This is a genomic window from Aquisalimonas asiatica, from assembly GCF_900110585.1.
Lineage (GTDB): Bacteria > Pseudomonadota > Gammaproteobacteria > Nitrococcales > Aquisalimonadaceae > Aquisalimonas > Aquisalimonas asiatica.
Genome location: NZ_FOEG01000012.1, coordinates 1 through 15,968, shown reverse-complemented (window position 1 = coordinate 15,968; position 15,968 = coordinate 1). Strand labels below are relative to the sequence as shown.

General features: G+C 65.8%; 16 protein-coding genes. 5 read left to right on the top strand and 11 right to left on the bottom strand.

What is annotated here, in order from left to right:
- Nucleotides 1-99: 99 nt before the first annotated feature.
- The 3 genes from BMZ02_RS16855 to BMZ02_RS16845 all read right to left on the bottom strand — a co-directional run bounded on the left by BMZ02_RS16855 (nt 100) and on the right by BMZ02_RS16845 (nt 1,681).
- Nucleotides 100-423, bottom strand: a complete 324-nt coding sequence (locus BMZ02_RS16855) for a glutaredoxin family protein (RefSeq protein WP_091645998.1) — start codon at nt 421-423, stop codon at nt 100-102.
- 129 nt (nt 424-552) lie between these two features.
- On the bottom strand, nt 553-1,512 hold the full coding sequence (gene trxB / locus BMZ02_RS16850; protein ID WP_091645996.1) for a thioredoxin-disulfide reductase: 960 nt from the start codon (nt 1,510-1,512) through the stop codon (nt 553-555).
- A 34-nt stretch (nt 1,513-1,546) separates the two neighbouring features.
- Nucleotides 1,547-1,681, bottom strand: coding sequence for a DUF3096 domain-containing protein (locus BMZ02_RS16845; protein ID WP_091645994.1), 135 nt, complete (start codon nt 1,679-1,681; stop codon nt 1,547-1,549).
- Between the two features lie 221 nt (nt 1,682-1,902).
- Between BMZ02_RS16845 and BMZ02_RS16840 the strand changes: the two genes are divergently transcribed.
- The 3 genes from BMZ02_RS16840 (at nt 1,903) to BMZ02_RS16830 (ending at nt 6,667) form a co-directional block, all read left to right on the top strand.
- Nucleotides 1,903-4,632, top strand: a complete 2,730-nt coding sequence (locus BMZ02_RS16840; protein WP_091645993.1) for a cation-transporting P-type ATPase — start codon at nt 1,903-1,905, stop codon at nt 4,630-4,632.
- Nucleotides 4,633-4,698: 66 nt separating this feature from the next.
- The gene (locus BMZ02_RS16835) at nt 4,699-6,078 is read left to right on the top strand and encodes an AmpG family muropeptide MFS transporter (protein ID WP_091645991.1); all 1,380 of its coding nucleotides are present in this window, start codon (nt 4,699-4,701) and stop codon (nt 6,076-6,078) included.
- A 184-nt stretch (nt 6,079-6,262) separates the two neighbouring features.
- Nucleotides 6,263-6,667, top strand: a complete 405-nt coding sequence (locus BMZ02_RS16830) for a tetratricopeptide repeat protein (RefSeq protein ID WP_245754062.1) — start codon at nt 6,263-6,265, stop codon at nt 6,665-6,667.
- Nucleotides 6,668-6,674: 7 nt separating this feature from the next.
- Here BMZ02_RS16830 and BMZ02_RS16825 read toward each other — a convergent pair whose 3' ends face one another.
- On the bottom strand, nt 6,675-8,375 hold the full coding sequence (locus BMZ02_RS16825) for an NAD-binding protein (RefSeq protein WP_091645989.1): 1,701 nt from the start codon (nt 8,373-8,375) through the stop codon (nt 6,675-6,677).
- Between the two features lies 1 nt (nt 8,376).
- Nucleotides 8,377-8,760 (bottom strand): DUF6394 family protein, encoded by a 384-nt coding sequence (locus tag BMZ02_RS16820; RefSeq protein WP_091645987.1) that lies wholly within the window; start codon nt 8,758-8,760, stop codon nt 8,377-8,379.
- Between the two features lie 203 nt (nt 8,761-8,963).
- On the opposite strand from BMZ02_RS16820, the gene BMZ02_RS16815 reads away from it, so the two are divergent.
- Complete coding sequence (locus tag BMZ02_RS16815) at nt 8,964-10,172, top strand: response regulator (protein WP_091645985.1); 1,209 nt, start codon at nt 8,964-8,966, stop codon at nt 10,170-10,172.
- Between the two features lie 7 nt (nt 10,173-10,179).
- Here BMZ02_RS16815 and nfi read toward each other — a convergent pair whose 3' ends face one another.
- The 6 genes from nfi to thiS all read right to left on the bottom strand — a co-directional run bounded on the left by nfi (nt 10,180) and on the right by thiS (nt 14,177).
- Nucleotides 10,180-10,854, bottom strand: coding sequence for a deoxyribonuclease V (nfi, locus tag BMZ02_RS16810; protein WP_342707951.1), 675 nt, complete (start codon nt 10,852-10,854; stop codon nt 10,180-10,182).
- Nucleotides 10,855-10,902: 48 nt separating this feature from the next.
- Nucleotides 10,903-11,205, bottom strand: coding sequence for a DUF6763 family protein (locus BMZ02_RS16805; protein WP_216110908.1), 303 nt, complete (start codon nt 11,203-11,205; stop codon nt 10,903-10,905).
- A gap of 178 nt (nt 11,206-11,383) precedes the next feature.
- Nucleotides 11,384-12,418 carry an NADP(H)-dependent aldo-keto reductase gene (locus BMZ02_RS16800; RefSeq protein WP_091645984.1) on the bottom strand — a complete coding sequence of 345 codons (1,035 nt, stop codon included), beginning with the start codon at nt 12,416-12,418 and terminating at the stop codon, nt 11,384-11,386.
- 21 nt (nt 12,419-12,439) lie between these two features.
- On the bottom strand, nt 12,440-13,162 hold the full coding sequence (trmB, locus tag BMZ02_RS16795) for a tRNA (guanosine(46)-N7)-methyltransferase TrmB (protein WP_091645982.1): 723 nt from the start codon (nt 13,160-13,162) through the stop codon (nt 12,440-12,442).
- A 10-nt stretch (nt 13,163-13,172) separates the two neighbouring features.
- Complete coding sequence (locus BMZ02_RS16790; RefSeq protein WP_091645980.1) at nt 13,173-13,955, bottom strand: thiazole synthase; 783 nt, start codon at nt 13,953-13,955, stop codon at nt 13,173-13,175.
- A gap of 21 nt (nt 13,956-13,976) precedes the next feature.
- Nucleotides 13,977-14,177 (bottom strand): sulfur carrier protein ThiS, encoded by a 201-nt coding sequence (gene thiS, locus BMZ02_RS16785; protein WP_091645979.1) that lies wholly within the window; start codon nt 14,175-14,177, stop codon nt 13,977-13,979.
- A 1,189-nt stretch (nt 14,178-15,366) separates the two neighbouring features.
- On the opposite strand from thiS, the gene BMZ02_RS18900 reads away from it, so the two are divergent.
- The coding region (locus BMZ02_RS18900; protein WP_216110906.1) for a hypothetical protein at nt 15,367-15,968 on the top strand (602 nt) is incomplete at its 3' end.

Sequence of the window (15,968 nt, the reverse complement as noted above, 5' to 3'; positions counted from 1 at the left end):
GCCGTCTTCTGGTCCCGACTCGCGTCGCTCCTACGGCCGGCATTACGGAGCCGGGGTGGCCGTAGGAGCGACGTCGGTCGCGACAATCCGATCACTGGATCAGGCGAACCTGTCTTCCAGGTAGCCCATGATTGCGTCCGACTCGTAGAGCCAGTCCAGCGACCCATCATCTTTCTGGATCAGCAGACAGGGCACGGTGCTGCTGCCGCCGCCCTGCAGGAGCTGCTCCCGGTAGGCGGGTACACGGCGGATGTCGCGCAGCTCGATCTTGAGGCGGAGACGTTCAATGGTGCGCAGGACCCGGATGCAGAAGGGGCAGGTGTCGTAGTAGTACAGCGCCAGGTTGTCCGTCTCCCGGTCCACCTGTTCCTGTTCCTGGTCATCGCGCGTTACAACGGCTGGATTCTGGGGGCTCGTCGCCATGGTTCTCTTCTTCAGGGGTTTCCGGTGAATTGCAGGGGCCAGTCACTATAAGACTGAGGGCTTCCCTGCCTTTTCACAACCCCTGTCGGGTCGGTGCCGCGGCCCCGGGGAGAGGCCGCGGCCCGTGGGTTACGTGTGACTGATGCGGTCCAGGTAGCGTTCGGCGTCGAGCGCGGCCATGCAGCCGGTGCCGGCGGAGGTCACTGCCTGGCGGTAGACGTGGTCCATGACATCGCCTGCGGCGAACACGCCCGGCACACTGGTTGCGGTGGCGTCGCCTTCCAGGCCACTTTTCACGCGGATGTAGCCACCCTGCATGTCCAGCTGACCCTGGAAGATGTCCGTGTTCGGCTTGTGGCCGATGGCGATGAACACGCCGGCCACGTCCAGGTCGGTGGTCTCTCCGCTTTCCGTGGACTTGACCCGGGCTCCGGTCACGCCGGTGTCGTCACCGAGGATCTCGTCCAGGGTGTGGTTCCACTGCAGCGTGATCTGGCCGGCCTCGGCCTTGGCGAACAGCTTGTCCTGGAGGATCTTCTCCGCCCGCAGCGAGTCGCGCCGGTGGACCAGCGTGACATGGGAGGCGATGTTGGAGAGATAGAGCGCTTCCTCCACCGCCGTGTTGCCGCCACCGATCACCGCCACCTTCTGGTTGCGGTAGAAGAATCCGTCGCAGGTGGCGCAGGCGGAGACGCCCTTGCCCGCGAACGTGGTCTCCGACTCCAGGCCCAGGTACTGGGCGCTGGCGCCGGTGGCGATGATGAGGGCATCGCAGGTGTAGGCGCCCACATCCCCCTCCAGGCGAAACGGCCGCTGATTCACGTCCACGGTGTGGATGTGATCGAAGATGATCTCGGTGCCGAAGCGCTCGGCGTGGGCTTTCATGCGCTCCATCAGCGCCGGGCCCTGCAGGCCTTCCACGTCGCCGGGCCAGTTGTCCACGTCGGTGGTGGTGGTGAGCTGGCCGCCCATTTCAATGCCGGTAACGAGCACCGGCTCCAGGTTGGCGCGTGCGGCGTAGACCGCCGCGGTGTAGCCAGCGGGTCCTGAACCCAGGATCAGCAGCTTCTGGTGTTTCGCCTCGCTCATGGTCTCTCCTAGCAATTGGCCGCCACCGGCGGCGTCACATCAGGCCGATGATCCCCACCAGGATCAGGTACGCGGCAATGATGTAGTTCAGCAGCTTGGGCACGATGAGGATCGCGACCCCGGCAAGCAGGGAAATCAGCGGCGTCAGCGGCAGTTCGGCACCGGTCATGTCGGTTCCTCCGATCGGTTCTTCCAAAAGAGGTGCATTGTCTACGTTCACGGGACTGAAAACAAAACCGTTTGCCGTCGACGCGTTCCGTGCGGTCGATTGGTGATCGGGGCACCGGCGCCCGAATTCAAGAGTGCCATTGGTTGATCCAGGTCATTGGCGGGCATGGTGCGGTGCGCAATACTAACCGCTGACGGGATACGGATAGAGGCAGGTGTGGAATGGCGGCTGAAGACAATGCACGGAATGGGTGGCATGCCAGCGAATCGGCCGCCGTCCTTGAGCATCTGGAGACGCATGTTGACGGGTTGAGCCGCGATGCGGCGGCCGAACGGCTGGCGCGCCACGGGCCGAACCGCCTGCGACCGCCGCGCCGCCACGGGCCGTTCGTTCGCTTTCTGCTGCAGTTTCACAACGTGCTGATCTACGTCCTGATTGCGGCGGCCGTGGTCACTGCCCTGCTGGGGCACTGGGTTGATACCGGCGTGATTCTTGGCGTGGTCGTGATCAACGCCGTCATCGGCGTGCTCCAGGAGGGCAAGGCCGAGCGGGCGCTGGACGCCATCCGCGACATGCTCTCGCCCCAGGCCACGGCCATACGCGACGGCCGGCGCATCACCGTGCCCGCCGAGGAGCTGGTCCCCGGGGACGTGGTCGTGCTCCAGTCGGGCGACAAGGTGCCGGCCGACCTGCGGCTGCTGCGCGTGCGCGAGCTGCGGGTCGACGAGGCCGTGCTGACCGGGGAGTCCGTTGCCGTGGACAAGCACGCCGACCCGGTCCCGGCGGATGCGGTGCTGGGTGACCGGCTCAACATGGCCTTCTCCGGCACCCTGGTGGCGTATGGACAGGCCACGGGCGTGGTGACCGCCACCGGCGATCACACGGAGATCGGGCGCATCAGCAGCATGCTGGCCGATGTGGAAAAGCTCACCACGCCGCTGCTGCGCGAGATCGCCGTGTTCGGACGCTGGCTGGCCGGAGCCATTCTGGTGGCGGCGGCGCTGACGTTCCTGTTTGGCCTGGCATTCCGCGACTATGCCTGGGGCGAGATCTTTCTCGCCGCCGTGGGGCTTGCCGTGGCGGCCATCCCCGAAGGCCTGCCGGCGATCATGACCATCACCCTGGCCATCGGCGTCCAGCGTATGGCGGGGCGCAACGCCATCATCCGCAAGCTCCCCGCCGTGGAAACCCTCGGATCGGTCACCGTGATCTGCTCCGACAAGACCGGCACGCTCACCCGCAACGAGATGACGGTCCAGGCGGTGGCAACGGCGGAGGCCGACTACGCCGTCAGTGGCGTGGGCTACGCCCCGGAAGGCGCCGTGGAGCGCGACGGTGCGCCGGTGGATCCGGAGGCCGAGGTGGTGCTCGCGGAGCTGCTGCGTGTGGCCCTGCTGTGCAACGACGCGGTCGTGGGGCGCCAGGAGGGTGACTGGCGCATGGAGGGCGACCCCACCGAGGGCGCTCTCATGACCCTTGCCCTCAAGGGCGGGCTGGATGCCGCTGAACTGCATGCCGAACAGCCACGCACCGACGCCATTCCGTTCGAGTCCGAGCACCGGTTCATGGCGACGCTCCATCACGATCACCATGGCGCGGGGGTGATTTATCTCAAGGGCGCGCCGGAGCGCGTGCTGGAGATGTGTTCCCGGCAGCGCACCGCGGATGGCGATGTGGCCATCGACCCCGACCACTGGCGCGGCGTCATGGACGGGTTGGCCGACCGCGGGCAGCGCGTGCTGGCGCTCGCCGCCCGCCCCGCCGACCCCGGCCAGCAGGAGCTGGCGTTCGAACACGTGGATGAGGGCCTGGTCCTGCTCGGGCTCGTGGGCATCATCGATCCGCCGCGGGAGGAGGCCATCGCCGCCGTGCGGCAGTGCCAGGAGGCCGGCATCCGCACCAAGATGATCACCGGGGATCACGCGCTCACTGCCCGCGCGATCGGCCGTGAGCTGGGCATTGGCGACGGCAGCCGCGTGCTGACCGGCGGCGACGTGGAGGCCATGGATGACGCCGCGCTTGAGCGCGCCGTGGCGGAGACCGACGTGTTCGCCCGCGCCAGCCCCGAGCACAAGCTGCGGCTGGTGCAGGCCCTGCAGGCCAGCGGCGAACGCGTCGCCATGACCGGTGACGGCGTCAACGACGCCCCGGCGCTCAAGCGGGCCGACGTGGGGGTGGCCATGGGGTTGAAGGGTACGGAGGTCTCCAAGGAGGCGAGCGACATGGTGCTCGCCGACGACAACTTCGCCTCCATCGCCCGGGCGGTGGAAGAGGGCCGGACGGTCTACGACAACCTCCGCAAGGCCCTGCTGTTCCTGCTGCCCACCAATGGCGGCCAGGCGCTGGTGGTGATCGCCGCCGTGCTGGCCGGCCTGCTGCTGCCCATCTCGCCGGTGCAGATTCTCTGGGTGAACATGGTCACCGCCGTGACACTGGGCCTGGCGCTGGCGTTCGAGCCCACGGAGCCCGGCGTCATGGCAAGGCCGCCACGGGCGCCGACCGAGCCCATCCTGTCCGGCTTTCTGGTCTGGCGGGTGGCGTTTGTCTCGGTGCTGCTGGTGACGGCGACATTCGGGCTGTTCCTCTTTGCCCACACTGATGACGCCGCCATGGAATACGCCCGCACCGTGGCCGTGAACACCCTGGTGGTCTGCCAGATCTTCTACCTGGTGAGTGCGCGGTTCGTCCGCCGGCCGGCGCTGGCGGCAGGGCTCATGCGCGGTAACCCGTGGGTGCCGGGCTCCATTGCCGCGATCGTTGTCCTGCAGCTGCTGTTTACCTATGCGCCGCCACTGCAACTGCTGTTCGGCTCCCAGGCGCTTGCCTTCGCGGACTGGCTGCGCATTCTCGGGGCCGGCCTGGCCGTGTTCCTGCTGGTGGAGCTGGAGAAGTGGCTGCTGACACCGGAGCGTGGCGGGCGCGCGCCCGAGATGGCGAGCACAACACGGTGACAGAGGCGTTTCCCTGAGGCGCGATAACCGCTACAGTCCGGCCATCGCCAACGTCGCGGTCGCACCATGTCCGGATCCGTCTCCAATACAGCCAGTCCGTCCCGGCTGGACGCCCTGCGCGTCTACGCGCACCCGCGCGTGTTCGCCATGCTGTTCCTGGGGTTCGCGGCCGGGCTGCCACTGCTGCTGGTGGGCGGCACGTTCACCGCGTGGTTGCGCGATCTGGGCGTGGAACTGGCCGCCATCGGCTTTCTCAGCTGGGTGGGTCTGGCGCACAGCATCAAGGTGTTGTGGGCGCCGCTGGTCGATCGCCTGACGCTGCCGGTGCTGACGCCGCTGTTCGGCCGGCGGCGCGCCTGGATTCTCACTGCGCAGTGCACCGTGGCGATGGGGCTGCTCGGCATGGCACTGGCCGATCCGGTGGAGGAGCTCTGGCTGGTGGCATTCTGGGCGGTGGTCACCGCCTTCGGGTCGGCAACCCAGGACATCTCCATCGACGCCTACCGGGTCGAGGCGGTGGGGCGGGAGCGCCAGGGGGCCATGGCCGCGACCTACGTGACCGGCTACCGTCTGGCGATTCTCATGGCCGGCGCCGGTGCACTGCATATCGCGGCGGTGGGCAGCTGGAGCGTGGCCTACGGCGTCATGGCCCTGTTGATGGGGGTGGGGCTGGTCACCACGCTGATCGTGCGCGAACCGGAAGTGCAGCAGGTCAGCGATGATACCCGGCGCATGGAGCAGCGGGTGGTGGAGTATCTGGACCGGACCACCCATCAGGGGGCGCTGCGCGACTTCGTGGCCTGGTTCCTGAGCGCAGTGGTCTGCCCCTTCGCCGACTTCTTCAAGCGCTACGGGCTCGCCGCCGTGGCGGTGCTGCTGTTCGTGGGCACGTTCCGCATCAGTGACATCGTCATGGGGGTCATGGCCAACCCCTTCTACCTGGATCTCGGTTTCACCAAGACGGAGATTGCCAACGTGGCCGCCGCCTTCGGGCTTGGCATGACCCTCGGCGGTGCGGCGCTGGGCGGCGTGCTGGTGTTGCGTTTCGGCATCGCGCGGATGCTGATCTTCACCGCGATCATGGCGCCGCTGACCAATCTCACCTTCTCCTGGCTGGCGCTGATCGGCCCGGAGCTCTACGGGCTGGTGTTTGCCATCATCGCCGACAACGTCACCGGTGGCATGGCCATTTCCGTCTTCTTGGCGTACCTGGCCAGCCTGACCAACACGGCCTACACCGCCACCCAGTACGCCCTCTTCAGCTCGTTGATGACCCTGCCGGGGCAGTTCCTCGGTGGCTTCACGGGGTGGCTCGCGGAGCAGGTTGACTGGGTCTGGTTCTTCATCATCGCCGCCGGTGCGGGACTTCCTGCCATTGTCCTGGGGCTCGTGCTCCTGCGCGTGGCCCACCCTGATCGCATGCGGCAGCCGGGCAAGGACGACTGAGCGGCCGTCGCCCGGGTGACACTCCATGACCAGTTATTGACGCAAGATGGCGACGCGATGCGTCAGTGCTGGTTCTGGGGTTGCTATAGGTTGTTGTTCTTTCGCTGTATTTAGAGTTGGCCCGCTTTGTGCTTTTCCTGTCCCCAGAGGTAGCAGGACAACGCTGAGGAAGGCGGGTACAACAATGACCACGAATAACGATATGGCACAGGCAACCTACGCAATCGGTCGCCGATACGAAATGGGTGATGGCGTGCCGATGGACATCGACACGGCGGCGCGGTTCTACCGGCAGGCGGCACTGCGGGGCCTGCCGGACGCTCAGCATGCGCTGGGCTTCCTGCACGCGACGGGGCAGGGGGTGCCGCGGGATAACGAAATGGCGGTGGCGTGGCTGCAGTCCGCTGCGGAAGGGGGGCACGCCGAGGCCCAGCACAACCTGGGTGTGATGTACGCCGAAGGCCGTGGTGTCGCGGTGGACTACGAGGAAGCGGTGCGCTGGTTCTACCGGGCGGCCATCAACGGCTGCAGCCATGCCCAGGAGTGGCTGGAATCCCAGGCCATGGAAGAGGTCATCGCCGGGGACTGAGACGCGTCTACCGCGCGGAGCGCCGGGCAAGGTAGCGCCAGACCAGGCCGTCCCCGCGGCTCTCGCCCGTGAGCATATAACGCAGATTGTTGATGTGGCGAAGCGGCGTGCGCATGGCACCCAGCGCCGTGTTGGTGCCGCAGAACAGGATTCGGTCGCCGGATGCCAGCGTCGTCTCCGGTGACGGCAGCAGCACCGATTCGTCCTCCCGCAGAAGCAGCAGCGGGATGCAGTCCAGGGCGGTGTGCCGGTCGCGCGGGTGGTGGGTGAGGCCGGCAAGGGTGACATCCATTCCCTGCTCCAGCGCCTCGATGACCGCCGGGCAGCGGGCGGCGCTGATGCGGAGGGTCCACGTCTCCGGCACCGTGCCGCCGGCAATGGCCTGGATACGGTCGGCCAGGGCGGCGTGCCACTGCGTGTCCCGGGCGCGGGCCTGTTCCAGGAAATCCTCCAGCAGTGGTGCGTTCAACCGGGACAGGATACGGCTCGCGAGGATATAGCTGGGCTCGACGGTGAGGTCGATGTCCGCCTCACGGAATAGCGGCTTGTTCGACAGGGCGTTCTCGCGGGCGGCGATGTACAGGCTGCTGTTGAGTTGCCGTGCCGTGATCACGATGGAGAGGTTGTCCGCGTCGTCTGCCGTGGCCGCGAGCAGCCCCGCCGCGGACTCGATGCCGGCCCGGCGCAGGGTGTGAGCTTCCGTGCCCTTGCCGCGGATGGCGTCCGGCGGGCAGCCGTTGCTCTTGGGGGCATCATCCACGATCACGGCGCGCACCCCGTGGCGGCGCAGCGCATGGTAGACCGCCCGGCCGAGCCGTCCGAAACCGCAGATGAGCCACGGGCCCTCCGGGGGTTGCGGCCGGTCGGGCAGCTCCGTTGCCGGAATGCCCGTCAGCCAGTCCTGAATCCGGTGCATGTCGGGTGAGCGGATTGCCAGAATCAGCCGCTCGGCAAAGCCGCTGTAGGCATCCACCACCGCGTCCGTGCCGAACGACGCCATGTTCGCCGCGGTCTCGCTGCTGCCGGCCCGGGCAATCACGGTGGTGGAGGGGCTCTGGAGTTTGCTCGCCACCGCGACCTTCAGGTTGGCGTGATCGTCGTCCATCACCGCGACCACACCGGCACACCAGCGGTGATCAAGACCGGCGGTGGTCAGGTTTTCGGGGATCTCGGCGTTCATCCGGAACCCGGGGACGTCCACGCCCAGGTCGCGGAGTTCCAGGCTCTCGATGGCGTCCTGGGCATGGTCCACGACCACCACCCGGCGTCGCCGCTCGGTCAGCGCACGCACCAGCAGCGCGCCGGTGTCACCGTATCCGCAGACCAGATAAAACGGCTCGCTCATCTGCCGCACCGCCCGCCGCAGCCGGCCGCGCTTGACCGCGGAGCGGAATGCCGGGTCCTGGATGAGCGAGATGATCGTCCCCACCGCGTACAGCCAGGCCAGCACCGTGATGTAGATGCTGATGGTCACCCACAGGCGCTGCGCGCCGCTGAATTCGTACGGGATTTCGCCGAAACCGATGGTGGGGGCGGTATAGGTGATGACGTAGAAGGCGTGGAAGAAGTCCATGCGCCAGGGTGCGCCCTGATCGTCCTGCCCCGGCATCAGCGTGAGGCCGACGACGGCGACGGCGTAGGCGGTGATCAGCACCAGCAGCGGTGGCCGCATGCGCCGGAGGATCAGTGGGACGACGGATCTCACCATGTCAGCGCTGCAGGCTCGAGGTCTCGATGACCAGCAGGGTGGCGGAGACCATGTTCGCCAGCAACGCCCCGCCGGACAGGGACACGATGCTGGCCATCACCGCCGGCGTGAGCCCGGTGTCCGTGGCGTGGACGGCAATCCCCCAGACCAGCGCCGCCGCGATGAGCTGCAGGTCCGCCACCAGACTGGCGGCCAGGAGAACCGCGCCGATCTGCGTGCGCTCGCCGAGCTTCAGGACGGTTGCGATGAGGCTGACGACAATGGCGGCGAACAGCTCGTAGACGTTGTGGTGGTCGGGGTTGTCGAACTCACCGAGGAAGAATCCGAAGTTCAGGGTGAGGGCGAGCAGGATGAAAAAACCGAAGACCACTTTCTCCAGATTCATTGGGCGGGGCTCCTGTTCCCGAGGCTCTGCTTGCTGAAACGTCCGTAAACGGTAGCATGGCCGCGCGCCCACGCGGTGATGGCGGTATGTTGTGATGTGTGGCGCACAACGCCGTGGGGTCGTCGTGGGATAGTCTCGGAATCGGCTTGCATCTGTTCATCGTCCCCGGCTGCGGGAACGCAGGGCCGGGCGGAGGGAACGCAATGGCATTGACCAGAGCTCTGGTTGTGGATGATTCACGCCTGGCCCGGGTGGCGCTGAGCAAGCTGCTCGGCCGCCGGGGTATCGAAGTGGACGTGGCCGGCTCCGGCGAGGAAGCGCTGGAGTATCTGCGCACCCAGGCGCCGGATGTGGTGTTTCTCGATTACATGATGCCGGACATGGACGGCATGGAAGCGGCCCGCGCGATCCAGGCGCTCCCCGAGCGCGACCCGCTGCCGCTGGTGATGTATACCTCCCAGGACACCGATGATGACCGGCTGCGCGCCCACGAGCTGGGCGTATGCGGCTTTTTGCCCAAGCCCACCAGCGAGGACGCGCTCGATGCAGTCCTTGCCGACGTGGAAGCCTGGTCGCCGCCGCCCATGGAGGCGTCCGCAGCCGATGCACCAGCGACCGCTGACACATCGGCGGAGCAGGCCTCCGCGCCCGTCCCAGCCCCGTCACCGGTGCCCGAGGCGGAACCGGCCCCGGCCGAGCCCGCCAGAGGCGGGGCGGTGCCGGATGCCGCGGAGCTGGAACAGCGCGCCGGGGAAGTGGCGGCCGCGGTGGCCCGGGAGACCCTGGACACGCAGCTGGACGAAGCGCGGGTGCACTGGCAGCACGAGCTGGATCGGGTCGGTGCGGAGCTGCAGGAAATGCTGCAGGAGAGCATGCAGCAGGCACGTAGAGAGGATGACACCGTGGGGGCCGCCAGGGCGGCGGCGGAGGAATCCGCGCAGGCGGCCGTCAACGAAGTGGCCGACGGGTTGCGGCAGCAGGCCGAGGAGGCGGCCCGTCAGGCGGCGGTGAAGGCCGTGGAGCAGGCGCTCGCGGAGCGCGATGCCCCGCAGCAGGATGCCGCCCTGGAAGAGCGGGTCAACGCCTTGCTGGCCGAGCGGCTCGAGGCGGTGGGCGAGACGGAAGCCTTTCGCGAGCAGCTGGTGACTGCGCTGACCGATCACGGCGTCCCCGTGCTCAAGAATGCGCTGGATCAGTGGGTCCGGGAGCTGGCTGCTCAGGCGGCGCTGGACGCCGTGGAGGATGCGCTGCGCAGCGCCTCGGAAGTGATGTTCAAGGAGGCGGCCGCTGCGGCTGCCGAGGCGGCCGCCGAAGAGGCCAATGCCGCCCATGCCCGCACCCGGCGGTTCATGCTGCTGGCCTGTACGGTGCTGGCCGCCGGGGTGGTGACCGCGCTGATTCTCGCTGTCTGAAGGGAGCTCACCCGCGCCGGGAGGCCGCCCTGTCCGCCGCCCGGATCGGCTCCGGCAGGCGATATCGGCTCAGTGTCGCCATGACCCACGCCACCGCGCCGTCGTGGCTGACCCGGTGCCCCGGCGAGACGAACACCGGCTTCACGCGACTGCGGGTGCGCAGCACCGTGCCGATGCGCGCATCACCGTCCAGCAGTGGCTCCTGATCACCCCGCTGCTCGCCCACCGCTGCGTGGCTCCCGCACAGGCGGCTCTTGCCGACGCCAATGGCCGGGCGGTCCAGCCAAAGCCCCAGGTGAGATGCGATGCCCAGCCGCCGCGGGTGCGCAATCCCCTGGCCGTCGCAGAGCAGCAGATCCGGCAGGTGCTCAAGCTGGGCCATGGCGGCCAGGATTGCCGGCATCTCGCGGAATGACAGAAAACCGGGGATATAGGGGAATGTCACCGGCGCGCGGCCGATCACTGTCTCCAGTGGAGTGAGGTCCGGCCACCGGAACAGGGCAACGCAGGCGCGTGCCGTGCGTCCGCCGGCCTCGAATCCGGTGTCGACGCCCGCCAGGGTACTGACAGCTCCGGTGTCATCCTCCAGCCGCACGCGGCCGGCCAGCGCCTGCTGTATGCCGCGCGCGGTCCGGGCGTCGTCTGGCCAGTCGTGGAGGGCGGCCGCTTCCATGGCGGTCATGTTACCCACCTTCGAGACGGTGGGTCATGCCGTGCCGGGGGCGACGAGTCAGTACTCGAAGTCGAAGCCGTCCAGCGGGTTGCCGCTGAGACGGTAGCGCGGCGGACCATCGTCCAGGTCGACGCCGTAATCCTCCCTGGAGATGTCCAGGGAGCCGGAGTAGTCCTCCGGCGGCTCGATGGCCGTCAGATCCAGTTCCAGCCAGGTCTCCAGATCCAGTTCCTCAATGGCGCCATCGAAATACTGGATCTCCAGCGTGCCTTCTTCAGGGTCCTGGGCCACCACTTCGAACGCTTCGCCCGTGGCGGTCTGGTACCAGTCACCGATGACCGGTTGGTAGTGCATTCCCATGCTTACACTCCTCCTGAGGCGATTGCGCCCCGGTGGACGTCATGTGCCCGTTGCTAACGGTGAAGCGTTTCCTCCTGTATAGAAGTTTCGACCATTCGGGGCAAGCGGCGATGGGATGAACGGTTCCCCGGTGGTGCAATCCGGGGAACCGGGCGCTCTGATGGCGTCTTGCGCCGGGCTACGGGCAGGGGTTGGGCATGCGCGCGTGCACGGCTTCCAGCGCGTCAATGACCGCATCGCCCAGGGTGACGTTGATGCTGTCGATATTGCTGCGCAGCTGCTCCATGGACGTGGCGCCGATGATGTTGCTGGTAAGGAACGGCCGGGTATTCACCCAGGCCAGCGCCATCTGTGCCGGGTCCAGGCCGTGATCGCGGGCGATGGCGACATACTCGGCCGTGGCTGCCTTGCCGGCGTCGTTCAGGTAGCGCTGGAACCGCTCGTAGAGGGTGAGGCGCGCGCCTTCCGGCCACTGGTCATTGAGGTACTTGCCGCTCAGCATGCCGAAGCCCAGCGGCGAGTAGGCGAGCAGGCCGCACTGCTCGCGATGGCTCACCTCGGCCAGCCCCACCTCGTAGCTGCGGTTGAGCAGGCTGTAGGGGTTCTGCACGCTCTGCACCCGCGGCCAGCCCCGGGCCTCGGCAAGCTGCAGGAACTTCATCACGCCCCAGGGCGTTTCATTGGACAGGCCGATCCAGCGGATCTTGCCCTCGCGCACCAGCCCGTCCAGCGCCTCGAGGGTGTCCTCGATCGGCGTCATGATGTCGTTGTCCTTGGGGCGGTAGTCGAGCTTGCCGAAGTAGTTGGCGCTACGCGCCGGCCAGTGCAACTGGTAGAGGTCGATGTAGTCGGTCTGCAGGCGCTTCAGGGAACCGTCCACCGCCTCGCGGAGCTGCTCCGGCGCATGGCGGGAGGCACCGCCGCGGCAGTGATCCAGCCCCGGCCCGGCGATCTTGCTGGCGAGGATGAGTTTGTCCCGGTCCTGCCGCGCCTTGAGCCAGGTGCCGATGTACTGCTCGGTGAGACCGGCGGTGTCTGCCTTCGGCGGCACGGGGTACATCTCGGCGGTGTCGATGAAGTTCACGCCCTGATCCACGGCGTAACTCAACTGCTCGTGGGCTTCCGCTTCGGTGTTCTGTTCGCCCCAGGTCATGGTACCCAGGCAGATGGTGCTCACGTCGACTCCGGTGGTGCCCAGTGGACGGTATTGCATGTTGTCTCTCCCCTTGATGGATTATTCTGCGCCTGGCGTGGCCGCGGCGGGCCGGCGCCGGTAGACGAGATCCCACACGCCGTGCCCCTTGCGGGCACCGCGCTCCTCGAACTTGGTGCGTGGCCGCTCCCCCGGCCCTGGGGCGAAACACCCCGCGCCATGGGCGTTGTCGAATGCCGTGCTGGCCTCCATGACCTCGTGCATGTGGAGGGCGTAGTTCTCCCAGTCCGTGGCCATGTGCAGCCAGCCGCCCGGCTCTAGCCGACTGGCGGCGAGCGCCACCCAGTCCGGCTGTACGATGCGGCGCTTGTGGTGGCGCTTCTTCGGCCACGGGTCCGGGAAATAGAGCTGGATCCCGGCCAGCGACGCCGGCGGGATCTGGTGTTTCATTACCTCGACCCCGTCATGATCGATCACGCGGACGTTTTCGAGCCCCTGCTGTTCCACCAGGTTGAGCAGCCGGCCGATCCCGGGGCGGTGGACTTCCACGCCGATGTAGTCCCGCTCCGGGTGGGCGGCCGCCATGGTTGCCAGGGACTCGCCGTTGCCGAAACCCACCTCCAGGACCACCGGCGCCTCGCGGCCAAAGATCGCGGCGTAGTCCAGAGGCGTCTCCCCGGCGGCGAGCCCGTAGCGGGCGAACAGGGCGTCGAGTGCCCGCTGTTGCGCCTCCGTCATGCGCCCTTCCCGGCGCACGAAACTGCGGACATGGCGGTGGTGTGCGGTGTCTGTATCGGTGGTCATGGGCAACGAGTCAGAAGAACGTGCCGTCCAGGGGCGAGGAGGCGCTGGCATTGCGCTTGCGCGGAATGCGCCCGGCCAGGTAGGCCTCGCGTCCGGCGATGACGGCGTGGCGCATGGCCGTGGCCATGCGCACGGGCTCTCGGGCGCCGGCGATGGCGCTGTTCATCAGCACGCCGTCGCAGCCCAGCTCCATGGCCACGGCGGCGTCCGACGCCGTGCCCACGCCGGCGTCCACCAGAACGGGCACGCCGGCGTTGTCGATGATCTCCAGCAGGTTGTAGCGGTTCTGGATGCCCAGACCCGAGCCGATGGGGGCGGCCAGCGGCATCACCGCCACGCAGCCGATCTCCTCGAGTTGCCGCGCGGCGATGGGGTCGTCGGTCATGTACACCATCACCTCGAACCCGTCGGCCACCAGTGTCTCGGCGGCGCTGAACGTCTCGCGCATCTCCGGGTAGAGGGTCTTCTCGTCGCCGAGCACTTCCAGCTTGACCAGGTTGTGTCCATCCAGCAGCTCCCGTGCCAGGCGGCAGGTCCGGACGGCGTCCTTCGCCGAGTAGCAGCCCGCCGTGTTCGGCAGGATGGTGTAGCGCTCCGGCGGGATGGCGTCCAGCAGATTGGGCTGATCCGGATCCTGGCCGATATTCGAGCGGCGCAGGGCGACGGTGACGATCTCTGCGCCGCTGGCTTCCGTGGCGGCGCCGGTCTCGTCCAGGTCCCTGTACTTGCCCGTGCCCACCAGCAGCCGTGACTGGAACGAACGGTTTGCGATGACGAGAGGGTCGTCGGTCATGAGCAGGCGATTCCTGTTTGGTCAGCCGCCACCGATGGCGTGAATGATCTCCACCCGGTCATCGGGCTGAAGGTGCGTCTGTGCGAACTGGCTGCGCGGCACCACGTCTTCGTTGACCTCCACGGCAATCCGTCGTTCGCCCAGGTCCAGGTGGGCGATCAGGTCGGCCACGGTCAGTGGCTCGGGGACGTTGGTGCGTTCGCCGTTGAGTTCGATGTGCATAGCGCCGGTCCGAGTCGCGTGCGAATTGTTCAGTGTTTCCTTACGACACCAGGAGCCGCATTCTACAACAACAACGCCGCTCACTGTCCGCCCCGGATGGTATCCGGAGGGTTGACTTCCAGTGGCGGCGGCAGGTTTCATTGTCGACGAATCGGAATGGATACCAAGGAGACTCTGCCATGGACTATGGCCCCTCCCGGCAGCCGTCATGGTCGACCGAAGCGGATTCGGCGGTAATGGCGTTTGCCGAAGTTGTAGACGCGTCGGAAAGCGCGGATCCCTGCGCCGAGGTCACGGATTACCTCACCCGGTCACGCCGTCTGTTTCCGCGGGACTGGACCCTTCCTTCGCCTGGCGATGATCCGGTAACCGATGTGGCCGTTGCGCGGAGGAGCGTCGCCGGGGGTGAATGCTCCGTTCGATCAATCCAGCGATGGCTGCGCATTGGCGAGTGCGTTGGTTCAGCAAGGCCCATTGTCAAAGCGCCCTCATCCCGAGGGTTTCTGACAAACATGGCCCAACGTTACGTTCGCGAATGGTTTCTGAACGATTTGCCAGTGACGGTAAAGCCAACTTTCGCCCTCCACGAGGCTGATAGCAGCGCAGTGGACGTGGCTCTTAAGCTCCCCCTCCCCCGTTTCGACTGACGTCATGGCAATGCATTGGAATTTTTTTTCACCGCCAGGCAGATATTGGCCCGAGCGAGCCGCTGGCATTACGGCCCTTTAGTGTGGCCATGGAGCCGCTGGATGAGAAGGAGAAGGTGAAAATAGCCATCACGTTCGGCGTTCGGGAAATTTCGGGAAATCCGGGTGATTCATTTTGTTTTCTTCTTCGTCATTGTCCTCCTCAGAATCCTCGCTCGGAAGAGGACGATTCAGCGTCTTCGGTTGAGTACTGGTGTGCGGAAGTGGCGGTTTGGGGAGATCCAAGACGGGATAACGAGGCAGTGTACATTGGAGATGTGTCGACGATTCGAGATAACGGAAGTCGTGTGGAGACAGGCTGAAAACTGAGGGCTGGAAAAATGTTTGATTTTGGGCAGATCCCAACTTGGTTGAGACGGGCAACATGGGATTGGAAAATCGTAAGGCGTATGCGATCCAAGAAATCGTTGAGTAAGTTGCCTTCCCGGGTTCCTGTGTTGGGCTTGGCTGACTGGTTGAAGGAGTCTCTCGGAGAAGAGGTCGTGCAAGCAGATGATAGGCGATTTGTGTTTCCGTACTCTAATGATGCTGTCTCCAGTGCTTTGTTTGCCTTTTTTATAACGGCATTGTTTTCTCTCGTTTTTTTGTACTTGGTTTTTATTTCTTATGACGGGATTATGTATGATTTAAGTGTAAATGAGGCGAGTTGGCATTCGTTGTCTGTTAGTTTTTTGTTGTTGGCAGTTCAGGTTCTGTGTTTTTTTGTTTTTAGCTATTCTTTTTTGATCGCATTTTCTGCGATTTTTCGTGTTATTCGCAGATTGTTTGGTAATTACCCCCGTCTTTCTTTGGTTTTTGATAGGGAAAGGGGTGTTGTTTTTCTTCCGCCCATAGGCTTGGGAGGTTACGACGAGGTTCCATGGGAAAGCCTTGTTGTCGTCAACTTCCATATGCCGAAAATGTACGGCGGTGCTTTTAAGGTAATAAAGGCCTTCAGGCCAAGTGATCTGCGTTTGATAACGTTGAACGAGGACTTTCCGGATGAGGCGATGGCCTTCTATAGCTGGTACATGGACCGTAGCAAGCCGTTGCCGCCGGATGAGGTGTTCGACCCCTACCGTGAGCGTGACGAAGAGCGGCGGCT